The organism is Streptomyces sp. NPDC025793, from assembly GCF_055558375.1.
This window is the reverse complement of record NZ_JBVHMR010000022.1, coordinates 99,166-124,327: the sequence shown is the minus strand read 5'-3', so window position 1 is coordinate 124,327 and position 25,162 is coordinate 99,166. Positions and strand designations below refer to the sequence as shown.

Genomic DNA, 25,162 nt, shown 5'->3' with positions numbered 1-25,162 from the left:
GGTACGGCGCAGGGAGTTGCCGAGGGTGTAGCCGAAGCCCGGCTCCAGCGGCTCGATCACGAACCGGGAGCGGAACTCGTCGACGACCTCTTCGGCCAACGAGGGACGCTGAGCGATCAGCATGGATAATCCTTCAGTCAGGGGCGCCCGCTATTTGACGCCCGACTCTGTACTGCAAGGGTACGGGCGGTACGGCTTCCTCACAGAGGCCGTACCGCCCGAAACCCCGAAACCTGCGGAGCGCTGCGCGTCAGACGCGGCGGCGCTTCGGCGGGCGGCAGCCGTTGTGCGGGGTCGGGGTGACGTCCTGGATGGAGCCGACCTCGAGGCCCGTGGCCTGCAGGGAGCGGATCGCGGTCTCACGACCGGAACCCGGGCCCTTCACGAACACGTCGACCTTGCGCATGCCGTGCTCCTGGGCGCGGCGGGCAGCCGACTCGGCGGCCATCTGCGCGGCGAACGGCGTGGACTTCCGGGAGCCCTTGAAGCCGACGTGGCCGGCGGAGGCCCAGGAGATCACGTTGCCGGACGGGTCCGTGATGGAGACGATCGTGTTGTTGAACGTGCTCTTGATGTGCGCGTGGCCGTGAGCGACGTTCTTCTTTTCCTTGCGGCGCACCTTCTTGGCAGCGCCCTGACGACCCTTGGGGGGCATCTATAACTCCTACGGGAGGTGGTCGGTCCTACAGCGAAGACCGCTGGACGGCGAGTCCGCTGCGGACTACTTCTTGCCCGGCTTCTTCTTACCGGCGATGGCGCGACGCGGGCCCTTGCGGGTGCGGGCGTTGGTGCTGGTGCGCTGACCGCGGACGGGCAGACCGCGACGGTGACGGAGACCCTGGTAGCAGCCGATCTCGACCTTGCGGCGGATGTCGGCCTGGATCTCGCGACGGAGGTCACCCTCGGTCTTGATGTTGTTGTCGACGTACTCACGAATCGCGACGAGCTGCTCTTCGCTCAGGTCGCGAACGCGGGTGTTCGGGTCGATACCGGTCTCGGCCAGCGTCTGCTGCGAGAGCGTCCGGCCGATGCCGAACACGTAGGTGAGGGCGACCTCCACGCGCTTTTCGCGCGGGATGTCAACACCGGAAACGCGTGCCATTCAATGGCTCCTGGTGATCTTTCGGAGGTCTTCCACAGAACCGGCTCCCGGCCGCCGTACCAGGTACGAACCGGGTCCTCGGCCTCCGAACCGAGGGTGTCGAGCCGACTGGCTCGGGTTCTGCGTATGAACAATTCAGCTCGCGTCGCGCGAATCTCTGCGATAGAGGTGCAGAGGGAGATGGTCGTGCTTCAGCCCTGGCGCTGCTTGTGGCGCGGGTTCTCGCAAATGACCATGACCCGACCGTGACGGCGGATCACCCTGCACTTGTCGCAGATCTTCTTGACGCTCGGCTTGACCTTCATGGTGAGGTTCTCCGGGTCAGTGCCATCACCCCGAGGAGATCCGGGGTGCGGGCAAGATCTACTTGTAGCGGTAGACGATCCGGCCACGCGTCAGGTCGTACGGAGACAGCTCCACCACGACCCGGTCGTCAGGGAGGATGCGGATGTAGTGCATACGCATCTTGCCGCTGATGTGTGCCAGGACCTGGTGGCCGTTCTGGAGCTCGACCTTGAACATGGCGTTCGGCAGAGACTCGACGACAGTGCCCTCGATCTCGATGGCACCTTGCTTCTTGGCCACGCTTCGCCCTTCGAATCGACTACCTTGATCGACCCTCTTGCACGCATGCGGACATGCGGGTGCACGAGAGCCGACGAGTCAGTCTACGTCGGCGCACCCTGAAAGGCGAATCGAGGAAGTCTGCCCTACTCGGAAGATCACTAAGCGAGCGGATCGGGAGCGGCCCGAATGCCGTACTCCGCCGGCTTGGCCTTGCCGCCGACCCGTCCTTGACGCCGCTCTCGCGGGCTCGGCGCCGGGGGCGCCTCACACGCTTCGAGCGGCTGCTCCGGCCCGCGACCGGCGGTCGTGGCCGGGTCGGTCGGTCGTCAGGCGAGCGGATCCGGTGCCGCCGTGATCCCGTACTCCGCCAGCTTCGCCTTGCCGCCGTCGGGGGCCGTCAGGACCAGCGGGCCCTCTGCCGTCAGAGCCACCGAGTGCTCCCAGTGGGAGGACCAGGTGCCGTCCGTCGTGATGACCGTCCAGTCGTCCGACAGGACCTCCGTGCGCGGGGTGCCGAGGGAGACCATCGGCTCGATCGCGAGGCAGAAGCCGGGGACCAGCTTGGGGCCCTTGCCGCGGCGGCGGTCGACATAGTTCAGCAGGTGCGGGTCCATGTGCATCTCGGTGCCGATGCCGTGGCCGCCGTAGTCCTCGATGATCCCGTACTTGCCGCCGCCCGGCTTCGGCTGGCGGCGGATGTACGTCTCGATCGCCTTGGAGACGTCGACCAGGCGGTTGCCCTGCTTCATCGCCGCGATGCCAGCCCACATCGACTCTTCCGTCACCCGGGACAGCTCGACCAGCTCCGGAGCGTGACCGGAGCCCACGAAGGCCGTGTACGCCGCGTCGCCGTGCCAGCCGTCGATGATCGCGCCGCAGTCGATGGAGATGATGTCGCCGGACTTGAGGACCACGTCGTCGGAGGGGATGCCGTGCACGACGACGTCGTTCACGGAGGTGCAGATGGTCGCGGGGAAGCCGCCGTAGCCGAGGAAGTTCGACTTCGCGCCGTGCTCGGCGAGGACCTTGCGGGCCACCTCGTCCAGGTCCTTGGTGGAGGCGCCGGGCACCGCGGCCTCGCGGGTGGCCGCGTGGATGGCGGCGACGACCAGGCCCGCCGCACGCATCTTGGCGATCTGCTCGGGCGTCTTGATCTGCACCATGGGGGCCTGCGCTCTCCGTCACTCACATCGGCTGGGATATCTGTACAACACTACGGCCGCGGCGCCCCGGGAGGGCACCGCGGCCGGAAGGCCGGAAGCCTTGAGACTACTGCTCGGCCTTCTCGCGCTTGAGAGCCTCCAGCGCCCGCTGCGTGATCTCGTCCACCGGGCCCAGGGAGGAGATCGTCACGACCAGACCCTGCGCCTTGTAGTAGTCGATGATCGGCTCGGTCTGCGTGTGGTAGACCTCCAGCCGCGTGCGGACGGTCTCCTCGCTGTCGTCGTCGCGCTGGTACAGCTCACCGCCGCAGACGTCGCACACGCCCTCTTTCTTCGGCGGGCTGTACGTCACATGGAAGACGTGGGACGAGTCGTTGCGGCAGATGCGGCGTCCGGCGATGCGCTTGACGACCTCGTCCTCCGGGACCTCCAGGTCCAGGACGGCGTCCAGCTTGAAGTCCTCGGTCTCCAGCAGCCCGTCCAGCGCCTCGGCCTGGTCCACGTTCCGCGGGAAGCCGTCGAGCAGGAAGCCGCCCTCGGCGTCCTGCTGCTCCATGCGGTCCTTGGCCATGTCGATGGTGACGGAGTCCGGCACCAGCTCACCGCGGTCCATGTAGGACTTCGCGAGCTTGCCCAGCTCCGTCTGCTGGCTGATGTTGGCCCGGAACAGGTCGCCCGTGGAGATGTGCGGAATCTTCAGCTCTGCGGCAAGGCGGACGGCTTGCGTTCCCTTACCGGCACCCGGCGGCCCGACGAGGACGATACGCATCAGCGGAGGAACCCTTCGTAATTGCGCTGCTGGAGCTGGCTCTCGATCTGCTTCACCGTCTCGAGACCGACACCCACGATGATCAGGATGCTGGTACCGCCGAACGGGAAGTTGTTCGTCGCCCCGAACCCGACCAACGCCATTGTTGGCACGAGAGCAATCAGACCCAGATACAGCGAACCCGGCCAGGTGATCCGGTTGAGCACGTAGCTGAGGTACTCAGCGGTCGGTCGGCCAGCCCGGATGCCCGGGATGAAGCCACCATACTTCTTCATGTTGTCGGCGACTTCCTCGGGGTTGAAGGAGATCGCCACGTAGAAGAACGCGAAGAAAACGATGAGCAAGAAGTACAAGGTGATGTAAATCGGGTGGTCGCCCTTGGTCAGGTTCTGCTCGATCCAGGTCTTCCAGCCCGACTTGCCCCCCGCGAACTGCGCCACGAGCGCCGGAATGTAGAGCAGCGAGGAGGCGAAGATGACGGGAATCACACCCGCCTGGTTCACCTTGAGCGGGATGTACGTGGACGTACCGCCGTAGGACCGGCGGCCGATCATGCGCTTCGCGTACTGCACGGGGATGCGGCGCTGGGCCTGCTCGACGAAGACGACGAGCGCGACCATCACCAGACCCACGAGGATCACGGTGCCGAACTCGATCCAGCCGTCGGCCAGGGTGCCCTGCTTCTTGATGGCCCACAGGGCGGACGGGAAGGTCGCGGCGATCGAGATGAACATCAGGATCGACATGCCGTTGCCGATGCCACGGTCGGTGATCAGCTCACCCAGCCACATCACGACACACGTGCCGGCGGTCATGCAGACCACCATCGTGATCGTCGTGAAGATCGCCTGGTCCGGGACGATGCTCGACGCGACCGAGCAGCCGTTGAAGAGCGCGCCGCTGCGGGCGGTGGCGACGAGGCCGGTGCCCTGCAGGATGGCGAGCGCCACGGTCAGGTACCGGGTGTACTGCGTGATCTTCGCCGTGCCGGCCTGGCCCTCCTTCTTCAGGGCCTCCAGGCGCGGGATGACCACGGTCAGCAGCTGAAGGATGATGCTGGCCGTGATGTACGGCATGATGCCGAGCGCGAAGACCGTGATCTGGAGCAGCGCGCCGCCACTGAACATGTTCACGAGGCCGAACAGGCCCTGGTTGGCCCCCGCCTCGCTCACACACTGCTGGACGGCCTTGTAGTTGACGCCGGGGATCGGGATGTGGGTACCGACGCGGTAGACCACGATGATGGCCAGCGTGAAGAGCAGCTTCTTGCGCAGGTCGGGCGTCTTGAACGCCCGGGCGAACGCGGTGAGCACGGTGCCTCCTGCGACCCCCGCGCAACTGCGTCAAGGGTGACGGTCTTGAGGTTCGACGGATACAGACGAATTACTAACGGTCAACTGCCGCTCAGGGTGCCCCATGGGGAGCGCCCAATGAAAGTGGGCAGTGCTGGCCACCTTACCGGCGAGAGCACTTCCCTAGGAACGACCGACCGGGGATACCCCATATGTGGGGTATCCCCGGTCGGGATCGTTCATGTCATCGAGGGACCTGAGGGACTCAGACCAGCTCGGTGACCGTACCGCCGGCGGCGGTGATCTTCTCCTTGGCGGAGCCGGAGACGGCGTCGACCGTCACCTGCAGCGCCACGGAGATCTCGCCCTGGCCGAGGACCTTGACGAGGCTGTTCTTGCGAACCGCACCCTTGGCCACCAGACCCTCGACCGTGACCTCGCCACCCTCGGGGTAGAGCGCGGCCAGCTTGTCGAGGTTCACGACCTGGAACTCGGTCTTGAACGGGTTCTTGAAGCCCTTCAGCTTCGGGAGGCGCATGTGGAGCGGCATCTGGCCACCCTCGAAGCGCTCCGGAACCTGGTAGCGGGCCTTCGTGCCCTTGGTACCACGACCGGCCGTCTTACCCTTCGACGCCTCACCACGACCGACACGGGTCTTGGCGGTCTTGGCGCCGGGGGCGGGACGGAGGTTGTGGATCTTCAGCGGGTTCTGCTCCGCCATGATCAGTCGACCTCCTCGACCGTCACGAGGTGGCGGACGGTGTGCACCATGCCGCGGAACTCGGGGCGGTCCTCCTTGACGACCTGCGTGTTGATGCCCTTGAGACCAAGGGACCGCAGGGTGTCGCGGTGGTTCTGCTTGCTGCCGATGTACGACTTAACCTGCGTGATCTTGAGCTGGGCCATTACGCACCAGCCCCGGCACGCGCACGGAGAAGAGCCGCGGGAGCGACGTCCTCAAGAGGCAGACCGCGGCGGGCCGCGACCTCCTCCGGACGCTGCAGGCCCTTCAGGGCCTCCACGGTCGCGTGCACGATGTTGATCGCGTTGTCGGAGCCGAGCGACTTCGACAGGATGTCGTGGATACCGGCGCACTCGAGCACGGCGCGCACCGGACCACCGGCGATAACACCGGTACCCGGGGACGCGGGCTTGAGCAGCACGACGCCGGCAGCCTTCTCACCCTGGATCGGGTGCGGGATGGTGCCCTGGATACGGGGGACCTTGAAGAAGTGCTTCTTGGCCTCCTCAACGCCCTTGGCGATGGCGGCCGGCACCTCCTTGGCCTTGCCGTAACCGACACCCACGGTGCCGTCACCGTCGCCCACCACGACCAGCGCGGTGAAGCTGAAGCGACGACCACCCTTCACAACCTTGGCGACGCGGTTGATCGCGACGACGCGCTCAACGTACGCGGTCTTCTCGGCGGCAGCAGCGCCGCCGTCACGGCCCTTCCGGTCCCGCCGCTCGCCGCCACCGGCACCGCCACCGCGGCGCTGGGGTCCAGCCATTGGAATTACCTCTCTCTTTTTCCGCTAGCTACGGCAGGCTCAGAACTTGAGCCCGGCTTCGCGGGCGGCGTCCGCCAGGGCGGCGATGCGCCCGGCGTACTGGTTGCCACCACGGTCGAACACGACAGCCTCGACACCGGCGGCCTTGGCACGCTCGGCGACCAGGGCGCCGACCTGCTTGGCCTGCGCGGACTTGTCGCCCTCGCCACCGCGGACCGACGCGTCCAGGGTGGACGCGGACGCCAGGGTGTGGCCCTTGAGGTCGTCGATCACCTGCGCCACGATGTGGCGGTTGGAGCGGGTCACGACCAGACGGGGACGCTCCGCCGTACCGGAAAGGTTCTTGCGAATCCGGATGTGACGGCGCTTGATCGCGGCGCGCTTGTAGGCGTCGCCCTTGAGGATCTTCTGCCCGTATGCCATGGCTTACTTACCCGCCTTTCCGACCTTGCGGCGGATGACTTCGCCCTCGTACTTGACGCCCTTGGCCTTGTACGGGTCGGGCTTGCGCAGCTTGCGGATGTTGGCCGCAACCTCGCCGACCTTCTGCTTGTCGATGCCCTCGACCTGGAAGCGGGTCGGGGTCTCCACCTTGAAGGTGATTCCCTCGGGCGCCTCGACGACGATCGGGTGGCTGTAGCCGAGCGCGAACTCGAGGTTCGAGCCCTTGGCCGTGACGCGGTAACCGACACCGCTGATTTCGAGCTTCTTCACGTAACCCTGGGTCACGCCGGTGATCATGTTCGCCACCAGCGTGCGGGACAGGCCGTGCAGGGCCTTGTTCTGACGCTCGTCGTTCGGACGGGTGACGTTCAGAACGCCGTCCTCACCCTTGACGATGTCGATCGGCGCGACGACGGTGTGGGTCAGCGTGCCCTTGGGGCCCTTGACCGAGACCGTCCGGCCGTCGATGGTGACGTCCACGCCGGCGGGAACCGTGATGGGGAGCTTGCCAATACGCGACATAGCTGTTTCCTCCGTTCCCTTCCGCTACCAGACGTAGGCGAGGACTTCCCCACCCACGCCCTTCTTGCCGGCCTGCTTGTCGGTCAGGAGACCGTGCGACGTGGAGATGATCGCCACGCCGAGGCCACCGAGGACCTTGGGCAGGTTGGTGGACTTCGCGTACACCCGGAGACCGGGCTTGGAGATCCGCTTGATGCCCGCGATGGAGCGCTCACGGTTCGGGCCGAACTTCAGCTCAAGAACGAGGTTCTTGCCGACCTCGGCGTCCTCGACCTTCCAGCCCGTGATGAAGCCCTCCTGCTGGAGGATCTCCGCGATGTGCGACTTGATCTTCGATGCCGGCATCGTCACGGAGTCGTGGTATGCCGAGTTCGCGTTCCGCAGACGCGTAAGCATGTCTGCGATCGGATCAGTCATGGTCATGAATTGGCCTTCGGCCTCTCTCGCCGGGGTTTCCTGGTGCGCCATCCCTCTCCCCGATCCGAGACGGGGCGGGTGCGGCGCGGTGGACCTACGGCGTAGTAAGTCGTACGGGCGCGACAGGCGCCCAACCCCGCAAGCCTACGGCATGCGGAGAAGGGCCCCTGCCGACCCAGATGCTTACCGAGAGCTTCCGGAATCCCCTGTTACAGGGATTACCAGGAGCTCTTGGTCACGCCCGGCAGCTCGCCACGGTGAGCCATCTCACGAAGGCACACGCGGCAGAGGCCGAACTTGCGGTACACGGAGTGCGGACGGCCGCAGCGCTGGCAGCGGGTGTAGCCACGCACACCGAACTTGGGCTTGCGAGCAGCCTTGGCAATCAGAGCCTTCTTCGCCATCTCGCTCACGCCTCCTTGAACGGGAAGCCGAGGTGACGAAGGAGCGCGCGGCCCTCAGCGTCGTTGGTCGCCGTGGTGACCACGGTGATGTCCATGCCCCGGGTACGGTCGATCTTGTCCTGGTCGATCTCGTGGAACATGACCTGCTCCGTGAGACCGAAGGTGTAGTTGCCACGGCCGTCGAACTGCTTGGGGGACAGGCCGCGGAAGTCGCGGATGCGCGGCAGCGCGAGCGACAGGGTGCGGTCCAGGAACTCCCACATGCGGTCGCCACGGAGCGTGACGTGGGCACCGATCGGCTGGCCCTCGCGCAGCTTGAACTGCGCGATGGACTTGCGGGCCTTGGTGACCTGCGGCTTCTGGCCGGTGATCGTGGAGAGGTCGCGGATGGCGCCCTCGATCAGCTTGGAGTCGCGGGCGGCGTCGCCCACACCCATGTTGACCACGATCTTGACGAGGCCGGGGATCTGCATGACGTTCTCGTACTTGAACTCGTCACGCAGCTTGCCCGCGATCTCCTCGCGGTACTTCGTCTTCAGACGCGGAGTGGTGGTGGTAGCCATCAGATGTCCTCACCCGTCCGCTTGGCAACGCGGATCTTGTTGCCTTCGTCGTCGAAGCGGTAGCCGACACGCGTGACGACCTTGTTGCCGTCCTTCTCAACGACCAGCTGGACGTTGGAGACGTGGATCGGCGCCTCGGTCGTGACGATGCCGCCGGCCTGAGAACCGCTGGCGGTCGGACCGGCCTTGGTGTGCTTCTTGACCCGGTTGACACCCTCGACCAGGACGCGCTCCTCGCGCGGGTAAGCGGCAATGACCTTGCCCTGCTTGCCCTTGTCCTTGCCGGTGATGACCTGGACCAGGTCGCCCTTCTTGATCTTCATGCTTACAGCACCTCCGGCGCGAGCGAGATGATCTTCATGAACTTCTTCTCGCGCAGCTCACGGCCGACCGGGCCGAAGATACGGGTGCCGCGAGGGTCGCCGTCGTTCTTCAGAATGACGGCGGCGTTCTCGTCGAAGCGGATGTACGAGCCGTCCGGACGGCGGCGCTCCTTGACGGTGCGAACGATGACCGCCTTGACGACGTCACCCTTCTTCACGTTGCCACCGGGGATCGCGTCCTTGACGGTGGCGACGATGACGTCACCGATGCCCGCGTAGCGGCGACCGGAGCCACCGAGCACACGGATGCAAAGGATTTCCTTCGCACCAGTGTTGTCGGCGACGCGCAGTCGCGACTCCTGCTGGATCACGTCTATCTCCTGTTTGTCTGCCGGTTCCCCGGGAGCCGCTCAGCGGAGCGGCTCCCGGAGCCTGGCGGAACTGTCCTGCGAGGGATGCCCCGCAGGAGAATTACTTGGCCTTTTCGAGGATCTCGACGACGCGCCAGCGCTTCGTCGCGGACAGCGGCCGGGTCTCCATGAGGAGGACGCGGTCGCCGACACCCGCGGCGTTCTGCTCGTCGTGCGCCTTGAGCTTGTTCGTACGGCGGATGACCTTGCCGTACAGCGCGTGCTTGACGCGGTCCTCGACGGCGACGACGACGGTCTTGTCCATCTTGTCGCTGACGACGAGACCCTCACGGGTCTTGCGGAAGCCGCGGGCCTCTGCGTTCTCAGTCACGTTCTTCTCGCTCATCAGGCGTTCTCCACCGTTTCGATGCCCAGCTCACGCTCGCGCATCAGGGTGTAGATCCGCGCGATGTCCTTGCGGACCGCCTTGAGACGGCCGTGGTTCTCGAGCTGACCCGTGGCCGCCTGGAAGCGGAGGTTGAACAGCTCTTCCTTGGCCTCGCGGAGCTTGCCCAGAAGCTCCTCGTTGCCCAGTTCGCGCAGCTCGGACGCCTTGGTACCGACCGACATCACGCTTCACCTGCCTCGCGCTTGACGATGCGGCACTTCATCGGCAGCTTGTGAGCCGCACGAGTGAGAGCCTCACGCGCAATCTTCTCGTTCGGGTAGGACAGCTCGAACATGACCCGTCCCGGGTGCACGTTCGCGATCCACCACTCCGGCGAACCCTTACCGGAACCCATGCGGGTCTCGGCCGGCTTCTTCGTGAGCGGGCGGTCCGGGTAGATGTTGATCCAGACCTTGCCGCCACGCTTGATGTGGCGGGTCATCGCGATACGGGCCGCCTCGATCTGGCGGTTGGTCACGTACGCCGGCGTGAGGGCCTGGATGCCGTACTCGCCGAACGCGACCGTCGTACCGCCCTTGGCCTCACCGCGACGCTTCGGGTGATGCTGCTTGCGGTGCTTGACCCTACGGGGGATCAGCATGTCGGTCAGGCCTCCGTTCCGGTGCTCTCAGCCGGAGCGGCGGGGGCCTCGGCCTTGGGGGCCTCGGCGCCGGCAGCCTGCTGCGGCTTGCGACCGCGCCGCTCGCCACCACGGCCACCACGGGCCGGGCGGTCGGCACCACCACGGGCCGGGCGGTTACCCGCACGGGCCGCAGCGTTCTCGGCGCGGACCTCGGCGATGTTCTTGACGTCGCCCTTGTAGATCCAGACCTTCACGCCGATACGGCCGAAGGTCGTCTTGGCCTCGAAGAAGCCGTAGTCCACGTTCGCGCGGAGCGTGTGCAGGGGCACGCGGCCCTCGCGGTAGAACTCCGAGCGGGACATCTCGGCGCCGCCGAGGCGGCCACCGCACTGGATCTTGATGCCCTTGGCGCCCGCCTTCATCGCCGACTGCATGCTCTTGCGCATGGCACGGCGGAAGGAGACGCGGGAGGAGAGCTGCTCGGCAACGGCCTGAGCAACCAGCTGAGCGTCGGTCTCGGGGTTCTTGACCTCGAGGATGTTCAGCTGGACCTGCTTGCCCGTGAGCTTCTCGAGGTCGCCGCGGATGCGGTCGGCCTCGGCGCCACGGCGGCCGATGACGATGCCGGGACGGGCGGTGTGGATGTCCACCCGCACGCGGTCACGGGTGCGCTCGATCTCGACCTTCGAGATACCGGCGCGCTCCATGCCGGACGTCATCATCCGACGGATGGCGACGTCTTCCTTGACGTAGTCCTTGTACAGCTTGTCGGCGTACCAACGCGACTTGAAGTCGGTCGTGACACCGAGCCGGAACCCATGCGGGTTAACCTTCTGGCCCATTACCGGGTTCCTTCCTTGCTGCTGACGACCACGGTGATGTGGCTGGTCCGCTTGCGGATCCGGTAGGCACGGCCCTGGGCACGCGGACGGAACCGCTTCAGGGTCGGGCCCTCGTCGACGTACGCCTCGGAAATGAAGAGGCTGTCGGCGTCGGTGTGGTCGTAGTTGTGCGCGGCGTTGGCGATGGCGCTGTCGAGCACCTTGCCGACCGGCACGGAGGCTGCCTGCGGAGCGAATCGCAGAACAGCCTGAGCCTCCGTGGCATCCATGCCACGGATAAGGTCCACCACGCGGCGGGCCTTCATGGGCGTAACGCGGATGTACCGCGCCTGGGCCCTGGCTTCCATGGTTGTCCCTCTCAGTTACTTACGTGTCTGAATGCGATCCGCTACTAGCGGCGCTTCGACTTCCGGTCGTCCTTGACGTGGCCCCGGAAGGTGCGGGTCGGCGAGAACTCGCCGAGCTTGTGGCCGACCATCGACTCGGTGACGAACACCGGGATGTGGGTCTTGCCGTTGTGCACCGCGAGCGTGTGGCCGAGCATGGCCGGGACGATCATGGAGCGACGGGACCAGGTCTTGATGACGTTCTTGGTGCCGGCTTCGTTCTGGGCGTCCACCTTCTTGATCAGGTGGTCGTCGACGAAGGGCCCCTTCTTCAGGCTACGAGGCATCTCAACCCGTCCTTAGCGCTTCTTGTTCGTCTTGCGGCGGCGGACGATGTACTTGTTCGACGCCTTCTTGGGCGAACGAGTACGGCCTTCCTTCTTGCCCCACGGGGACACAGGGTGGCGACCACCGGAGGTCCGGCCCTCACCACCACCGTGCGGGTGGTCAACCGGGTTCATGACGACACCACGGACGGTCGGGCGAACGCCCAGCCACCGCTTACGGCCGGCCTTACCCCAGTTGATGTTGGACTGCTCGGCGTTGCCGACCTCGCCGATGGTGGCGCGGCAGCGGACGTCGACCAGGCGGATCTCACCGGACGGCATGCGCAGGTGGGCGTAGGCGCCCTCCTTCGCGAGCAGCTGCACGGAGGCACCGGCGGAGCGGGCGAACTTGGCACCGCCACCGGGACGGAGCTCGATCGCGTGGATCGTGGTACCGACCGGGATGTTGCGGAGGGCCAGGTTGTTGCCCGGCTTGATGTCGGCCCCGGGACCGTTCTCGACGCGGTCACCCTGCTGCAGGTTGCGCGGGGCGAGGATGTAGCGCTTCTCGCCGTCGGCGTAGTGCAGCAGCGCGATGCGCGCGGTGCGGTTGGGGTCGTACTCGATGTGCGCGACCTTCGCCGGCACGCCGTCCTTGTCGTGACGACGGAAGTCGATCACTCGGTAGGCGCGCTTGTGTCCGCCACCCTGGTGGCGAACGGTCACACGACCGGCGTTGTTACGGCCGCCCTTGCTGTGCAGGGGGCGGACCAGCGACTTCTCCGGCGTGGACCGCGTGACCTCGACGAAGTCGGCGACGCTGGCGCCACGACGGCCCGGCGTAGTCGGCTTGTACTTGCGGATTCCCATTTCTCAGTCCTCGTCCGATATCGGACGATCCGGACCGCCCTTAGGCGGTCGGACCGCCGAAGATGTCGATACGGTCGCCCTCGGCGAGGGTCACGATCGCGCGCTTGCTGCCGGCACGCTGACCGAAACCGGTCTTCGTGCGCTTGCGCTTGCCCTGGCGGTTGATCGTGTTGACCCCGGTGACCTTGACCGAGAAGACCGCCTGGACGGCCTGCTTGATCTGGGTCTTGTTGGCGTTCGGGTCGACGATGAACGTGTACTTGTTCTCGTCGAGGAGCGCGTAGCTCTTCTCGGAGACGACCGGCTTGAGCAGCACGTCACGGGGGTCCGTGTACGACTTGCTCAGCGGGGTCTCGACGGTGTTCTTGCCCTCGGTGGCGTGGCGCTTCGCCTTGGCGACGCGCGCGGCCTTGGCGGCCTTGGCCGCCTTCGAGGCGATGCTCGGGTGACGGGTAGCCATCAGACCTCGGTCCCTTCGGTGTCGTTGGCCTTCGGGCCGGCGACGAAGGACTCGAAAGCGGCCTGGGTGAAGACCACGTCGTCCGAGACGAGAACGTCGTACGTGTTCAGCTGGCCCGGCTCCAGGATGTGGACCTGGGGCAGGTTGCGGGCGGACAGCCACGCGGCCTCGTCGGCGCGGTCGACGACCAGGAGCAGGTTCTTGCGCTCCGAGATCTTGCCGAACAGCGACCTGGCGGCCTTGGTGCTGGGGTTCTCGCCCTCGACCACGCCGGAGACGACGTGGATGCGGTTGTGACGCGCCCGGTCGGTGAGGGCGTGGCGCAGGGCCGCGGCCTTCATCTTCTTCGGGGTGCGCTGCGAGTAGTCACGCGGCACGGGACCGTGCACGACGCCACCACCGGCGAACTGCGGCGCGCGGGTCGAGCCCTGACGGGCGCGGCCGGTGCCCTTCTGGCGGTACGGCTTCTTGCCGCCACCACGGACTTCGCCACGGGTCTTGGTCTTGTGCGTGCCCTGACGGGCCGCGGCCAGCTGCGCGACGACGACCTGGTGGATCAGCGGGATGCTGATCTTCTCCACGTCGAAGATCTCCGCGGGGAGCTCGACGGAACCGGCCTTCTCGCCCGCCGGCGAAAGGATGTCAACAGTGCTCATCGGTTACCTCAGGCCCCCTTGGCCGCGGTGCGGACCAGGACGAGGCCGCCGTTCGGACCGGGAACCGCGCCCTTGATGAGCAGCAGACCCTTCTCCGCGTCAACGGCGTGGACGGTCAGGTTCTGGGTGGTGACCCGCTCGTTGCCCATGCGACCCGCCATGCGGAGGCCCTTGAACACGCGGCCCGGGGTGGCGCAGCCACCGATGGAACCGGGAGAGCGGTGCTTGCGCTGGGTGCCGTGTCCGGCGCCGAGGCCCTTGAAGTTGTGACGCTTCATGACACCGGCGAAGCCCTTGCCCTTGCTCTTGCCGGTGACGTCGACCTTCACGCCGGCCTCGAAGACCTCGGCGGTGACTTCCTGGCCGAGGGTGTACTCGGAGGCGTCCGCCGTACGGATCTCGACAAGGTGGCGACGGGGGGTGACGTCGGCCTTCGCGAAGTGGCCCTTGAGGGGCTTGTTCACCTTGCGCGGGTCGATCTCGCCGAAGGCGATCTGGACCGACTCGTAGCCGTCGACGTCGTTCGTACGAACCTGGGTCACGACGTTGGGGCCGGCCTTGACGACGGTGACCGGAACAACACGGTTGTTCTCGTCCCACACCTGCGTCATGCCGAGCTTCTCGCCCAGGATGCCCTTGATCTGCTTAGCCATTCTCAGCCCACCAGCCTCAGAGCTTGATCTCGATGTCGACACCGGCCGGGAGGTCGAGTCGCATCAGAGAGTCAACGGTCTTGGGGGTCGGGTCGAGAATGTCGATCAGGCGCTTGTGCGTGCGCATCTCGAAGTGCTCGCGCGAGTCCTTGTACTTGTGCGGCGACTTGATGACGCAGTACACGTTCTTCTCAGTGGGCAGCGGCACCGGGCCCGCGACCGACGCACCAGTGCGAGTCACCGTCTCGACGATCTTCTTCGCCGAGGAGTCGATGACCTCGTGGTCGTAGGCCTTGAGCCGGATGCGGATCTTCTGTCCCGCCATGGCTACTCAGTAGTCCTGTCTCTTCTTACGCTCTGGAACCCGGCGGATTCCTTCTGCTGCCTGCTCGCCTCCGACCCACGCGGTCGGGCGTGTCGCTCTCTCGCTGACACGGATGTCCCTTGTTCGAACATCCCTGCAGGGAATGCGACGGCCCTTCCGGAACCGCGGACCGGGGGCCTCAGGCCCACCGGGTGCCTGGCCAGTACCGCACCGCACTTCCCGGAAGATTCCCGTACGTCCGCCCCAGCGCTGCCCGCAGGCAGTTAGGGCGACGAGTACTGTGGGACTCGCTTCCGGTCCTCCCGGCGGGAGGCGCGCAGCATCAACACTCGGCCGAGCAACTCGGACAGTCTGCCATACGGGGCGGGGGCTCCGCCAATCGAGCCGGAGAGAATACCCCGAAGGTGACGGAGGTCAAACCGGGGCGCCGGGCTCCTCGGCCGTCGCGGTCACCGGAGCTTGTCGAGAGCATCGCCGCGGGCCGCGAGGGCACTGTCCCGGGAACCGTACGCCAGAGCGTCCTGGAGCCCGCTGTCGGCGCCGAGCGCCTTGCCCCGGACACGGCTCATGTCCATGCTCTGGGTCTCCAGCCGCGCGAGCGCGTCCGTGGCGTCGGCACCCTTCAGTACCTGCTTCCACGAGTCGATCAGATGGCCGGCGGCGTCCTGGCCGCAGGCGGGCGGCGCGGACGCGTGTGCCGACAGGCGGGCGGCGACGTCCCCGCTCCGCTTCCGCGCCCCGGTCCGTCCCACGCTCCCCCTCACCTTTTCCGCCACCCCGTCCAGCGAGCCGAGGACCCGCCCGCAGAGCTTCGCCCGCAGAGTGAGCGTCTCCTTCCCGGCCGTGGCGGGGGTGGCGGCGAGATCGGCGGCGGCCCGCCGAGTGGCGGCATCACGGACCGTGGCGTAGGCCTCGGGGCTGTCGGACACCGCCCGTACGACATGGTCCGTGTCCACCGACACGGACATGTGGACGCCGGCCCGGTCCTGCCAGGGCGAGGTGGACGACGTGTCCGCGCGGACGTAGCCCACGTTCACCGAGGTCAGGATCTGGTCCGTGTCATCCGCGTAGGCGGCCAGCGCCTGGGTGAAGGGAACGGCGAAGGGCGACCTCGGCCTTCCAGTCGGCGGCCGCGTACTTGGTCGTGCGGTCGTCGTTGACGATGTCCTCCTGGATGACGCTGTAGGTTCCGCGCACCGCTCCGAAGTTCTCGAACTTCGCGTTGATGTCCTGGTGGAGGGCGCCCTTCGGCAACTGTTCTGCCTCGCGAAGTGGCGGGCAGAGCCAGGGCCAGGACTACGTCGATCAGCTACGGGTGACCGTCCCGCACCCCTTGCTGTGGTCGTCCGACACGGACTGGCTGCGGTCGTACGGGTCCGTGGCCGGGCCCGTCGCCGGGGCGCCCGTGGGGGCGGTATTCGGGAAGACGGGGTGGAAGTAGCCGTCGTGGACGCCGCACTCGGTGTTGTAGAACTCGCTGTCGGACGACCGGACCGTGAGCTTGCCCCCGGTCGCGATCCATGTGCGCGGGTCGAGCAGGTCGAAGGTCAGGTCGCGGCGGATGATCGTCCGTGCCACGGCGGCGTCGGCTCCGCCCGACTCCCCGCCGGCCCGGACCAGCGGGTAGACGAAGGTGTAGTCCGCGTGCACCCGCACCTCGCCCGCAGCGCCCGCGGAGAACGTCATACGGCCGCGCACCTTGACCACGTCACCGGCGAGGACCACCTGCGCCGGGTCGAACCGGGTCACCAGTTGCAGGGGGTCGTACCGGCGGTCCGGGGTGCGCAGCGAGCGCCGCAGGTCGGACAGTTCATCGGGGTGCTTCTGCTCCGGGTCGAGCAGGGCCAGCACCGAGGTGGGCTGCCCGCCGCGCAGCACCGCCGGGTCCAGGTTGGCGCCGACCAGGAACTCCTTGGCGCGGCGCAGGGCGACAGCCATGTCCGCCTGGCTCAGCCAGCCCACGGCCTTCGCGCTCGGCACCTCGATGGCGTCCGCCCCGTCGGCCCACCGCTGCGCGGGCGAACCGAGGAACGGGTCCTTGCGGGTGGGCAGTCCGGCCTGGTCGACCGCGCCCGGGGCGCTGGTCGGCGGTGCCGTCTCGGCGGGCAGCGTCGAGGCCGAGGTCCGGGAGCCGTGGTCGCGGCCGGGCAGCCGGTCCAGCAGCAGCGACGGCCGTACGGCCACGAGGGCCAGCGCCGCTGCCAGCACCACACCGATCACCGAGCCCACGGTGCGGCGCCGGCGGCTCCGCCCGTTCATCTCCCGCCAGGCCGGACCGGTGCGCCATCCCGGGGGCAGCGACGGCTGCGGCTTCGCCGGCCGCTTCCGCCAGCGCCGCCGGCCGTTGCCCCCGTCCGCCTCGTCCTGCTCCCGCAGCCGACGGGCCACCATCCGCGCCCGCGCGGACGGCTCCTTCGGCGCATTCCTGCCACCGTCCTCCGTGGCTTCCCGCAGGAACGCCTCCCACTGCTCGTCGGATATGGAGGACTCGTCGGGGTGCTCGGGGGGCTGGACGGCGGTCACGGGTTCACTTTCGGTCGTGCAAGCTCACTGGCGGGGGCAGTGTTCTTCGCCGACACGGGTATTGCACAGAGGGTGTGTCAGATTTTGTGAAAGCCGTGATCGAACCGGTACCGCTTGACGGCTTCAGGAGGCCATACGGCCGGCGAAGAAGACGTACGCAAGCAGCAGGACGCACGGAGCGAGGGTCGCCGTCAGTCGGCGACGTGCCATGTTCTTCACCGTCCACGGCACGCACCAGCTGGTCAGCATCAGCAGCGCGGAAACCGCCAAGCCAGTCAGGAAGACCGGCACGGCGACGTCGTAGCCGGTGTCGAAGCGGTGCGCCTCCGATTCGGTGCAGTTGTCGCACGCCATGGGCGCAAACGCGGCAGCGACGAGGAGGAAGAGGGCCAAGGGAACTGTGACCAGTGTGGACACCAGAGGCGGGATCCACTCGCCCCGCATCCGGTCGTTCCGCGATTCTTCGAGCATGGCTCCACTCAACTCGGCTGTTTCCAGCCGTACATGAGCGCTCGTACTCAGACGAGGGGGCTTCCGGATGCGTAGGGCAGGAAGGCCGACCAGGCCTCCGGCGCGAGGGTGAGGCGGGGGCCGGTGGGGGTCTTGGAGTCGCGGATGTGGATGGTGGTGGGGGTGGGGGCGATCTCCAGGCAGTCGTTGCCGTTGCTGCTGTCGCTGTAGCTGCTCTTGAACCAGTGGAGTTCCGGGGTGCTCATAGTTCTCCCAGTGCTTGCTCGATGAAGACCAGAGACTCCTCTGGCGTGAGCGCCTGAGCCCGGATGATGCCATAGCGCAGGTCGAGGACCCGGAGCTGTCTCGGGTGCGAGACCGGGCGGCCCGAGAAGTCACCGTCGGTACGGCCCATCCCCGTACCGTCCGCGAACTTCAGCACTTGGATACGGCCTCCCGTTCCAGGGTGGTTCGCGCGGGCGGTTGGCATCACCTGAAGCTCCACGAATGGCAACTGGGCCACCTCCAGCATGTGTTCGAGCTGTCGGCGCAACACCATTGTGTCCCCGACCGGACGGCGCAGCGTCACCTCTTCCTGGACGAAGCTGAACTCCGGTGCGGGTGAGCGCTCGAAGACGGACTTTCGAGCCATGCGCCCGGCCACCATGCGCTCCAACGCGTCCACCGAGTAGGCCGGACGCCAGGTGCGAAGCAGCGCTCGCGCGTACTCCTCCGTCTGCAACAACCCATGGATGTTGTGGTTGCTGTACAGCAGCATCTCCACCGACCTCCCCTCCAGCTCCGCCAGCTCCCGCACCTTCTTCGGGTAGCGAGCCTTCCGCATGTCCTCCATGAACGCCCTCAGATGCCCCTGCGCCGTCAGGATCTGGTCCGCTCTGTCCAGGGCCTCCGGCCGGGGAATCCGCGCTCCGCGCTCGATCTTGCGGATCATGTCCTCGCCGTACCCGAGGGCGGCCGCCAGATCCGGCACACTCACCCCGGCCGCCTCCCGGCACACCTTGAGCAGGCGCCCCACCGCCTGCACCACCGGCTCGATCTCGTCCCCCGGCTCGACGTCCCAACCGGCCTCGTCCACCCCGTCGTTCACCACGTCACCCATGCCTCCTCCGACACGCACTCGTACCCGTACAACGCCTGAGACAGCCGAGACAGCCGAGACAAAGCGGGGACAGTCACCGTACGTAAGGGCGTTGACACTCACCCATGGAAGCAAGTCCGGCCACTCTGAGTCACGTGATCCAAGAATCCGTCATCCCCAACTTCACGGTGCTCCTGCCCCCCACCCCACGCGGAGCCCGCCTGGCTCGACTGCTCGCCGTACGGCAACTCCGTGACTGGCAGCTCCCGTTGGACGCCGCGGAGCACATCGTGGCCGAGCTGGCCGCCAACGCCGTGACCCACGGCAAGGTGCCCGGACGGGACTTCCGGCTCACGCTCTACGTCGTCGGCGCCACGCTCCGCATCGAGGTGACCGACACGCGCGGTGACCGCCTGCCCCGCGCCCAAACCCTCACCGCCGAAGCGGAATCCGGGCGCGGACTGCACCTCGTCGGCGCGCTCGCCGACCGCTGGGGAGTGGCGGAGGGGCCCACCCCGCGCAAGACCGTCTGGGCCGAAGTCGCCGTTCCGACACCGGAACCCGGGTGCCCGTGCTCCGGTGCGAGGGGCGGTCTTTCCCAAGGACGAACGAGGGGGAAAGAACCCGACCAAGCCCCACCCCTCCCGCCCACGGCGCAAACTCACCCGCGAGGGTGAACATCGCCAACTCGGCTGGATTCGGGGCCTATTGCCTGCCTTACGCTCGGCGCGACACAGCCGCAGACATGCGACGGCCCTCGCCGGGACGGCAATCCCGTTGCGAGGGCCTGACCACCGAGGAAGGTAAGGACTTCCCGATGGACACCCAGCACCTTAGCGCGCCCCCACACGCCCAGTCCCGCGTTGCAGGCAACAAACACCCGAATCGGGGCCCCCGTACGGGCGTCGGCGGGCTCATCCACGAGCACACCCGCCACACCTCCCGCTTCACGGTGATCGGCAACCATCTCGCCCAGCACCCGGAGCTGTCGGGGCTCGCCATCGGACTGGGGGTGCACATCCAGTCGCTGCCGCCGGGCGCCCAGGTCGACATCAAGACCCTCGCCGCGCGCTTCCCCGAGGGCGCGACCCGCATCGCCGCAGCCCTGCGTGAGCTGGAGGCCCACGGCTACCTGCGCCGCGAACGCACCCGTGTGCCCGGCGGCCGTATCGTCACCCGCACGGTCTCCTGCAACCAGCCCGGTGCCCGGAAGGACGCTCACGAGGCCGGTGTCACGCCTCGCAAGAAGCAGGAACGCCGCCGGTCCCGCGGCCGTCCTGCCCCTCCCCCACGCTCCTCCAGCAGGCCACGGACCTGCTCGCAGGCCTGCGCCGCCACGATCCACGCCTGCTCCTCTCCGAGTGCGACACCGCGCACCTGGCCCCGGGCGTCGCGGCCTGGCTGGAACGCGACGTCGGCCCCACCGCCGTACGCCGGGCCCTGGCCACCGACCTGCCGCCAGAGGTACTACGCCGCCCCGCGGCCCTGCTGGCCCACCGCCTCACCAGCCAACTGCCACCCCTGCCCCCGTTCGCACCAGCCGCCCCACCGCCCGTACGGCACCCCCTGCAGACCTGCGACGTCTGCGACCGGGCCTTCCGCGCACCCCACCCCGGCCACTGCCGCGACTGCCGAACCGATCTGTCAGAGGCCGCCTAGCATGAATGCGACGATCCTTGCCCCTGGGCACGGACGAGGGGCGAGCGCCATGACCATTGCATCGGGCAGCGCACAGCAGGGTGGCTTTCATGCGCCGCCCCGACGTCATGGTGATTACCTGGGCGGACATGGAGGTTCCTGATTCCTTCGATCCCCGCACACTCATCGCCGCCATCGAGATCGTCTCCCGCTCCAACCCTGACAACGACTGGGTGGGCAAGGTCCGCGACTACCCCCTGATGGGCATCCCCGTCTACGCGATCTTCGACCCCCGCACCGGCACCGGCGCCGTCTTCACCGACATCCACCCCACCCCGGACGGCCCCCGCTATGCCACCCGCAAGGACTTCGTCTACGGCGAGGACGTCACGATCGCCGACTGGACGATCTCGACCGAGGGTCTGCCGCTCTACGGGTGACCCTGGACCCCGAGCACCGTTCTCCCCCCAGGCAACAGAAAAGGCCCGTACGACCGAAGTCGTACGGGCCTCTTCGCTGGGTCAATCAGTGACCTTCAAGCAAGCGGTACTTACTTGACGATCTTGGTGACCTGGCCGGCGCCCACGGTGCGGCCACCCTCGCGGATGGCGAACTTCAGGCCCTCTTCCATGGCGATGGGCTGGATGAGCTGCACCGACATCTCGGTGTTGTCACCCGGCATGACCATCTCGGTGCCCTCGGGGAGGGTCACAACACCGGTCACGTCAGTCGTACGGAAGTAGAACTGCGGACGGTAGTTGTTGAAGAACGGCGTGTGGCGGCCACCCTCGTCCTTGGACAGGATGTAGGCCTGCGCCTCGAACTCGGTGTGCGGGGTGACCGAGCCCGGCTTGATGATGACCTGGCCGCGCTCGACGTCCTCGCGCTTGATGCCGCGGAGGAGGAGGCCGACGTTCTCGCCCGCCTGGCCCTCGTCGAGGAGCTTGCGGAACATCTCGATACCGGTGACCGTGGTGGTGGTCTTCTCGGTCTTGATGCCGATGATGTCGACGGTCTCGTTGACCTTCAGGACACCACGCTCGATACGGCCGGTGACGACCGTACCGCGACCGGTGATCGTGAAGACGTCCTCGATGGGCATGAGGAACGGCTTGTCGACGTCACGCTCCGGCTCCGGGATGGCGGAGTCGACGGCGTCCATCAGGTCCAGGACGGACTTGCCCCACTCGGCGTCGCCCTCAAGCGCCTTCAGCGCCGAGACCTTGACGACCGGGACGTCGTCGCCCGGGAACTCGTACTCGGAGAGGAGCTCACGCACCTCGAGCTCGACGAGCTCCAGGATCTCCTCGTCGTCCACCATGTCGGCCTTGTTCAGGGCGACGACGATGTACGGAACGCCGACCTGGCGGGCCAGGAGCACGTGCTCCTTGGTCTGCGGCATCGGGCCGTCGGTGGCGGCGACCACGAGGATGGCGCCGTCCATCTGCGCGGCACCGGTGATCATGTTCTTGATGTAGTCCGCGTGACCCGGGCAGTCGACGTGGGCGTAGTGACGCGCCTCGGTCTGGTACTCGACGTGCGCGATGGAGATGGTGATACCGCGCTGGCGCTCCTCAGGAGCCTTGTCGATCTGGTCGAAGGCCGAGGCCTCGTTCAGGTCCGGGTACTTGTCGTGCAGCACCTTGGTAATGGCGGCCGTGAGGGTCGTCTTACCGTGGTCGATGTGACCGATGGTGCCGATGTTGACGTGGGGCTTAGTCCGCTCGAACTTCGCCTTCGCCACGGGGTCCTCCTGTGGAGTGGTTCTGAACGCCTTGCTTCATCGGCGCCAGGTGATCTTTGCTGGAAAGCCCGGGGCCGAGGGCATTCCCCCACGAATGCGGGTGAATGCCCCTGGCGGCTCCGGAGTCAAGCCTAAAGCGTGTGAACGCGGAGCGTTACTCGCCCTTGGCCTTCGCGATGATCTCCTCGGCGACGTTCCGCGGAACCTCGGCGTAGGAGTCGAACTGCATCGAGTAGCTTGCGCGACCCGACGTCTTGCTGCGGAGGTCGCCGACGTAGCCGAACATCTCCGACAGGGGCACGAGGCCCTTCACGACGCGAGCGCCGGCACGCTCCTCCATGGCCTGGATCTGACCACGGCGGGAGTTGATGTCACCGATGACCTCACCCATGTAGTCCTCGGGCGTGGTGACCTCGACGGCCATCATCGGCTCAAGGAGCACGGGGGACGCCTTGCGCGCGGCCTCCTTGAAGGCCTGCGAACCGGCGATCTTGAAGGCGAGCTCGGAGGAGTCGACCTCGTGGTAGGCACCGTCGTGCAGGATCACGCGGACACCGGTCATCTCGTAACCGGCGAGGATGCCGAACTGCATGGCCTCCTGCGCACCGGCGTCCACCGAAGGGATGTACTCCTTCGGGATACGGCCACCGGTCACCTTGTTCACGAACTCGTACGAGGTGTCGCCACCCTCGAGCGGCTCGATGCCGATCTGCACCTTCGCGAACTGACCGGTACCACCGGTCTGCTTCTTGTGGGTGAAGTCGACGCGCTCGACGGCCTTGCGGATCGTCTCGCGGTAGGCCACCTGCGGCTTGCCGACGTTGGCCTCGACCTTGAACTCACGGCGCATACGGTCGACCAGCACCTCAAGGTGCAGCTCGCCCATGCCACCGATGATGGTCTGGCCGGTCTCCTCGTCCGAGTGGACCTGGAAGGACGGGTCCTCCTCGGCCAGGCGCTGGATCGCGACGCCCAGCTTCTCCTGGTCGCCCTTCGACTTGGGCTCGATGGCGACCTGGATGACCGGCGCCGGGAAGTCCATGGACTCCAGGATGACCGGGTTCTTGTCGTCGGACAGCGTCTCACCGGTGGTGGTCTGCTTCAGGCCCATGACGGCGACGATGTCACCGGCGCCCACCGACTCGATCTCCTCACGCTTGTTGGCGTGCATGCGGTAGATCTTGCCGATGCGCTCCTTCTTGCCCTTGACGGAGTTCAGCACCGAAGAGCCGGACTCCAGGCGGCCCGAGTACACCCGGACGAAGGTGAGCTTGCCGAGGTGCGGGTCGCTCATGATCTTGAACGCCAGCGCCGACAGCGGCTCGTCGTCGGACGGCCTGCGCTTGACGACGACCTCGGGGTCCTTGACGTCGTGGCCCTCGATGGCCTCGATGTCGACCGGGGACGGCAGGTAGCGCACGACCGCGTCGAGCAGGGGCTGAACGCCCTTGTTCTTGAACGCGGTACCGCAGAACACCGGGGTGATCGTCTTGCCGTCGGACTTGCCGGACGCGATGGTGATACGACGGATCGCGGCGTACAGCTGCTCCTCGGAAGGCTCCTCGCCCTCCAGGTACAGCTCCATGATCTCTTCGTCGTTCTCGGCGACGGCCTCGACCAGCTTGCCGCGCCACTCCTCGGCGGCCTCGGTGTGCGTGGCCGGGATGTCGACGACGTCGTACATCTCGCCCTTGGTGGCCTCGGCGGACCAGACCAGGGCCTTCATGCGGACGAGGTCCACGACACCCTGGAAGTCGGCCTCGGCACCGATCGGGAGCTGCATGACGATCGGCTGCGCGCCCAGGCGGTCGACGATCATGTCGACACAGCGGTGGAACTCCGCGCCCGTGCGGTCGAGCTTGTTGACGAAGCAGATACGCGGAACGCCGTAGCGGTCCGCCTGGCGCCACACCGTCTCGGACTGGGGCTCGACGCCGGCGACGCCGTCGAACACCGTCACGGCACCGTCGAGCACACGCAGGGAGCGCTCCACCTCGACGGTGAAGTCGACGTGACCCGGGGTGTCGATGATGTTGATGGTGTGGTCGACGTCTTCCAGCGGCCAGTGGCAGGTGGTGGCAGCAGAGGTGATCGTGATGCCACGCTCCTGCTCCTGCTCCATCCAGTCCATGGTGGCAGCGCCGTCGTGGACCTCACCGATCTTGTACGACACACCGGTGTAGAACAGGATCCGCTCGGTGGTGGTCGTCTTGCCCGCGTCGATGTGGGCCATGATCCCGATGTTGCGGACCTTGGCCAGGTCAAGTGAAGTGGTAGCCATAAGGCTTCAGTCTTCTCTCGGTCTCGATGTGGGTAGCGACTACCAGCGGTAGTGCGCGAAGGCCTTGTTGGACTCGGCCATCTTGTGCGTGTCCTCGCGCTTCTTGACGGCCGCACCGAGGCCGTTCGAAGCGTCGAGAAGCTCGTTGAGCAGACGCTCGGTCATGGTCTTCTCGCGACGGGCGCGGGAGTAACCGACCAGCCAGCGCAGCGCGAGCGTGTTGGCGCGACCGGGCTTGACCTCGATCGGAACCTGGTACGTCGCACCACCGACACGGCGGGACTTGACCTCGAGGGTCGGCTTGATGTTCTCCAGCGCGCGCTTCAGCGTGATGATCGGGTCGTTGCCCGTCTTCTCACGCAGACCCTCCATGGCGCCGTAGACGATGCGCTCGGCGGTGGAGCGCTTGCCGTTCAGCAGCACCTTGTTGATGAGCGACGTGACCAGAGGAGAACCGTAGACCGGGTCGATGATGACCGGGCGCTTCGGGGCGGGGCCCTTACGAGGCATT

The 25,162-nt window shown here is 66.9% G+C and carries 38 protein-coding genes and 3 pseudogenes; 3 read left to right on the top strand and 38 right to left on the bottom strand.

Annotation, left to right across the window (positions count from 1 at the left end; genetic code table 11):
• From ACZ4MF_RS32885 to ACZ4MF_RS32715, 35 genes and pseudogenes are all read right to left on the bottom strand, one after another.
• A pseudogene (locus ACZ4MF_RS32885) lies at positions 1–123 on the bottom strand (DNA-directed RNA polymerase subunit alpha); the annotation flags it as partial.
• A gap of 127 nt (positions 124–250) precedes the next feature.
• Positions 251–655, bottom strand: coding sequence for a 30S ribosomal protein S11 (gene rpsK / locus ACZ4MF_RS32880; RefSeq protein ID WP_003956432.1), 405 nt, complete (start codon positions 653–655; stop codon positions 251–253).
• 66 nt (positions 656–721) lie between these two features.
• Positions 722–1,102, bottom strand: a complete 381-nt coding sequence (gene rpsM / locus ACZ4MF_RS32875; RefSeq protein ID WP_020135802.1) for a 30S ribosomal protein S13 — start codon at positions 1,100–1,102, stop codon at positions 722–724.
• A gap of 191 nt (positions 1,103–1,293) precedes the next feature.
• The gene (rpmJ, locus tag ACZ4MF_RS32870) at positions 1,294–1,407 is read right to left on the bottom strand and encodes a 50S ribosomal protein L36 (protein WP_003998809.1); all 114 of its coding nucleotides are present in this window, start codon (positions 1,405–1,407) and stop codon (positions 1,294–1,296) included.
• Between the two features lie 58 nt (positions 1,408–1,465).
• Positions 1,466–1,687, bottom strand: a complete 222-nt coding sequence (infA, locus tag ACZ4MF_RS32865; protein ID WP_003948620.1) for a translation initiation factor IF-1 — start codon at positions 1,685–1,687, stop codon at positions 1,466–1,468.
• A gap of 308 nt (positions 1,688–1,995) precedes the next feature.
• Positions 1,996–2,832 carry a type I methionyl aminopeptidase gene (gene map / locus ACZ4MF_RS32860; protein ID WP_467495831.1) on the bottom strand — a complete coding sequence of 279 codons (837 nt, stop codon included), beginning with the start codon at positions 2,830–2,832 and terminating at the stop codon, positions 1,996–1,998.
• A 106-nt stretch (positions 2,833–2,938) separates the two neighbouring features.
• A complete protein-coding gene (locus ACZ4MF_RS32855) occupies positions 2,939–3,601 on the bottom strand; it encodes an adenylate kinase (RefSeq protein ID WP_467495829.1) in 663 nt (220 codons plus the stop codon).
• A complete protein-coding gene (gene secY / locus ACZ4MF_RS32850; protein WP_467495828.1) occupies positions 3,601–4,914 on the bottom strand; it encodes a preprotein translocase subunit SecY in 1,314 nt (437 codons plus the stop codon). Before secY ends, ACZ4MF_RS32855 begins: the two co-directional genes overlap by 1 nt.
• A gap of 244 nt (positions 4,915–5,158) precedes the next feature.
• Entirely contained in the window at positions 5,159–5,614 is a 456-nt protein-coding gene (gene rplO, locus ACZ4MF_RS32845) for a 50S ribosomal protein L15 (RefSeq protein WP_023547373.1), read from the bottom strand.
• A 2-nt stretch (positions 5,615–5,616) separates the two neighbouring features.
• On the bottom strand, positions 5,617–5,799 hold the full coding sequence (rpmD, locus tag ACZ4MF_RS32840) for a 50S ribosomal protein L30 (protein ID WP_003974250.1): 183 nt from the start codon (positions 5,797–5,799) through the stop codon (positions 5,617–5,619).
• Complete coding sequence (rpsE, locus tag ACZ4MF_RS32835; protein ID WP_015658456.1) at positions 5,799–6,404, bottom strand: 30S ribosomal protein S5; 606 nt, start codon at positions 6,402–6,404, stop codon at positions 5,799–5,801. Before rpsE ends, rpmD begins: the two co-directional genes overlap by 1 nt.
• A gap of 39 nt (positions 6,405–6,443) precedes the next feature.
• A complete protein-coding gene (gene rplR / locus ACZ4MF_RS32830) occupies positions 6,444–6,827 on the bottom strand; it encodes a 50S ribosomal protein L18 (protein WP_053661883.1) in 384 nt (127 codons plus the stop codon).
• 3 nt (positions 6,828–6,830) lie between these two features.
• Positions 6,831–7,370 carry a 50S ribosomal protein L6 gene (gene rplF / locus ACZ4MF_RS32825; protein WP_067299853.1) on the bottom strand — a complete coding sequence of 180 codons (540 nt, stop codon included), beginning with the start codon at positions 7,368–7,370 and terminating at the stop codon, positions 6,831–6,833.
• A gap of 24 nt (positions 7,371–7,394) precedes the next feature.
• The gene (rpsH, locus tag ACZ4MF_RS32820; RefSeq protein ID WP_007384075.1) at positions 7,395–7,793 is read right to left on the bottom strand and encodes a 30S ribosomal protein S8; all 399 of its coding nucleotides are present in this window, start codon (positions 7,791–7,793) and stop codon (positions 7,395–7,397) included.
• Between the two features lie 212 nt (positions 7,794–8,005).
• Positions 8,006–8,191, bottom strand: a complete 186-nt coding sequence (locus tag ACZ4MF_RS32815) for a type Z 30S ribosomal protein S14 (protein ID WP_003948630.1) — start codon at positions 8,189–8,191, stop codon at positions 8,006–8,008.
• Between the two features lie 5 nt (positions 8,192–8,196).
• Positions 8,197–8,754, bottom strand: a complete 558-nt coding sequence (gene rplE / locus ACZ4MF_RS32810) for a 50S ribosomal protein L5 (protein ID WP_387769349.1) — start codon at positions 8,752–8,754, stop codon at positions 8,197–8,199.
• A complete protein-coding gene (gene rplX / locus ACZ4MF_RS32805; RefSeq protein ID WP_030930498.1) occupies positions 8,754–9,077 on the bottom strand; it encodes a 50S ribosomal protein L24 in 324 nt (107 codons plus the stop codon). The genes rplE and rplX overlap by 1 nt, the downstream gene beginning before the upstream one ends.
• A 2-nt stretch (positions 9,078–9,079) precedes the next feature.
• Positions 9,080–9,448, bottom strand: coding sequence for a 50S ribosomal protein L14 (rplN, locus tag ACZ4MF_RS32800; RefSeq protein WP_003998823.1), 369 nt, complete (start codon positions 9,446–9,448; stop codon positions 9,080–9,082).
• A 100-nt stretch (positions 9,449–9,548) separates the two neighbouring features.
• A complete protein-coding gene (gene rpsQ, locus ACZ4MF_RS32795; RefSeq protein ID WP_018543912.1) occupies positions 9,549–9,833 on the bottom strand; it encodes a 30S ribosomal protein S17 in 285 nt (94 codons plus the stop codon).
• Entirely contained in the window at positions 9,833–10,057 is a 225-nt protein-coding gene (gene rpmC, locus ACZ4MF_RS32790) for a 50S ribosomal protein L29 (RefSeq protein ID WP_055632347.1), read from the bottom strand. The genes rpsQ and rpmC overlap by 1 nt, the downstream gene beginning before the upstream one ends.
• On the bottom strand, positions 10,057–10,476 hold the full coding sequence (gene rplP / locus ACZ4MF_RS32785) for a 50S ribosomal protein L16 (RefSeq protein WP_030788270.1): 420 nt from the start codon (positions 10,474–10,476) through the stop codon (positions 10,057–10,059). Before rplP ends, rpmC begins: the two co-directional genes overlap by 1 nt.
• Positions 10,477–10,481: 5 nt before the next feature.
• Positions 10,482–11,300: a 30S ribosomal protein S3 gene (rpsC, locus tag ACZ4MF_RS32780; protein ID WP_055706471.1), complete on the bottom strand. Its 819-nt coding sequence runs from the start codon at positions 11,298–11,300 to the stop codon at positions 10,482–10,484.
• A complete protein-coding gene (gene rplV / locus ACZ4MF_RS32775) occupies positions 11,300–11,647 on the bottom strand; it encodes a 50S ribosomal protein L22 (protein ID WP_003974262.1) in 348 nt (115 codons plus the stop codon). Before rplV ends, rpsC begins: the two co-directional genes overlap by 1 nt.
• Positions 11,648–11,691: 44 nt before the next feature.
• A complete protein-coding gene (gene rpsS / locus ACZ4MF_RS32770) occupies positions 11,692–11,973 on the bottom strand; it encodes a 30S ribosomal protein S19 (RefSeq protein WP_003992359.1) in 282 nt (93 codons plus the stop codon).
• A gap of 12 nt (positions 11,974–11,985) precedes the next feature.
• Positions 11,986–12,822 (bottom strand): 50S ribosomal protein L2, encoded by an 837-nt coding sequence (gene rplB, locus ACZ4MF_RS32765; protein ID WP_020941674.1) that lies wholly within the window; start codon positions 12,820–12,822, stop codon positions 11,986–11,988.
• Positions 12,823–12,862: 40 nt separating this feature from the next.
• Positions 12,863–13,282 (bottom strand): 50S ribosomal protein L23, encoded by a 420-nt coding sequence (rplW, locus tag ACZ4MF_RS32760; RefSeq protein WP_071373347.1) that lies wholly within the window; start codon positions 13,280–13,282, stop codon positions 12,863–12,865.
• On the bottom strand, positions 13,282–13,938 hold the full coding sequence (gene rplD, locus ACZ4MF_RS32755) for a 50S ribosomal protein L4 (protein ID WP_071385019.1): 657 nt from the start codon (positions 13,936–13,938) through the stop codon (positions 13,282–13,284). The genes rplW and rplD overlap by 1 nt, the downstream gene beginning before the upstream one ends.
• A gap of 8 nt (positions 13,939–13,946) precedes the next feature.
• The gene (gene rplC / locus ACZ4MF_RS32750) at positions 13,947–14,591 is read right to left on the bottom strand and encodes a 50S ribosomal protein L3 (protein WP_062706771.1); all 645 of its coding nucleotides are present in this window, start codon (positions 14,589–14,591) and stop codon (positions 13,947–13,949) included.
• Between the two features lie 16 nt (positions 14,592–14,607).
• Entirely contained in the window at positions 14,608–14,916 is a 309-nt protein-coding gene (gene rpsJ, locus ACZ4MF_RS32745) for a 30S ribosomal protein S10 (protein WP_003948644.1), read from the bottom strand.
• Positions 14,917–15,365: 449 nt separating this feature from the next.
• The gene (locus tag ACZ4MF_RS32740; RefSeq protein WP_467495826.1) at positions 15,366–15,953 is read right to left on the bottom strand and encodes a hypothetical protein; all 588 of its coding nucleotides are present in this window, start codon (positions 15,951–15,953) and stop codon (positions 15,366–15,368) included.
• Positions 15,954–15,975: 22 nt separating this feature from the next.
• Positions 15,976–16,170 carry a hypothetical protein gene (locus ACZ4MF_RS32735; RefSeq protein WP_467495824.1) on the bottom strand — a complete coding sequence of 65 codons (195 nt, stop codon included), beginning with the start codon at positions 16,168–16,170 and terminating at the stop codon, positions 15,976–15,978.
• Between the two features lie 51 nt (positions 16,171–16,221).
• Positions 16,222–17,439, bottom strand: coding sequence for a hypothetical protein (locus tag ACZ4MF_RS32730; RefSeq protein ID WP_467495823.1), 1,218 nt, complete (start codon positions 17,437–17,439; stop codon positions 16,222–16,224).
• Positions 17,440–17,562: 123 nt separating this feature from the next.
• Positions 17,563–17,910 (bottom strand): hypothetical protein, encoded by a 348-nt coding sequence (locus ACZ4MF_RS32725; protein WP_467495822.1) that lies wholly within the window; start codon positions 17,908–17,910, stop codon positions 17,563–17,565.
• Between the two features lie 47 nt (positions 17,911–17,957).
• Positions 17,958–18,155: a DUF397 domain-containing protein gene (locus ACZ4MF_RS32720; RefSeq protein WP_467495821.1), complete on the bottom strand. Its 198-nt coding sequence runs from the start codon at positions 18,153–18,155 to the stop codon at positions 17,958–17,960.
• The gene (locus ACZ4MF_RS32715) at positions 18,152–19,009 is read right to left on the bottom strand and encodes a helix-turn-helix domain-containing protein (protein ID WP_467495820.1); all 858 of its coding nucleotides are present in this window, start codon (positions 19,007–19,009) and stop codon (positions 18,152–18,154) included. The genes ACZ4MF_RS32720 and ACZ4MF_RS32715 overlap by 4 nt, the downstream gene beginning before the upstream one ends.
• A gap of 104 nt (positions 19,010–19,113) precedes the next feature.
• Between ACZ4MF_RS32715 and ACZ4MF_RS32710 the strand changes: the two genes are divergently transcribed.
• From ACZ4MF_RS32710 to ACZ4MF_RS32700, 3 genes and pseudogenes are all read left to right on the top strand, one after another.
• Complete coding sequence (locus tag ACZ4MF_RS32710; protein ID WP_467495819.1) at positions 19,114–19,665, top strand: ATP-binding protein; 552 nt, start codon at positions 19,114–19,116, stop codon at positions 19,663–19,665.
• A 140-nt stretch (positions 19,666–19,805) separates the two neighbouring features.
• Positions 19,806–20,647 (top strand): annotated as a pseudogene (locus ACZ4MF_RS32705) (helix-turn-helix domain-containing protein).
• Between the two features lie 89 nt (positions 20,648–20,736).
• Positions 20,737–21,066: pseudogene (locus tag ACZ4MF_RS32700) on the top strand (Uma2 family endonuclease); the annotation flags it as partial.
• A gap of 110 nt (positions 21,067–21,176) precedes the next feature.
• On the opposite strand, the gene tuf reads toward ACZ4MF_RS32700, so the two are convergent.
• From tuf to rpsG, 3 genes are all read right to left on the bottom strand, one after another.
• Positions 21,177–22,370 carry an elongation factor Tu gene (gene tuf, locus ACZ4MF_RS32695; protein ID WP_467495818.1) on the bottom strand — a complete coding sequence of 398 codons (1,194 nt, stop codon included), beginning with the start codon at positions 22,368–22,370 and terminating at the stop codon, positions 21,177–21,179.
• Positions 22,371–22,524: 154 nt separating this feature from the next.
• Positions 22,525–24,651 carry an elongation factor G gene (fusA, locus tag ACZ4MF_RS32690; RefSeq protein WP_467495816.1) on the bottom strand — a complete coding sequence of 709 codons (2,127 nt, stop codon included), beginning with the start codon at positions 24,649–24,651 and terminating at the stop codon, positions 22,525–22,527.
• Between the two features lie 39 nt (positions 24,652–24,690).
• On the bottom strand, positions 24,691–25,161 hold the full coding sequence (rpsG, locus tag ACZ4MF_RS32685; RefSeq protein WP_003992340.1) for a 30S ribosomal protein S7: 471 nt from the start codon (positions 25,159–25,161) through the stop codon (positions 24,691–24,693).
• Position 25,162 lies beyond the last annotated feature (1 nt).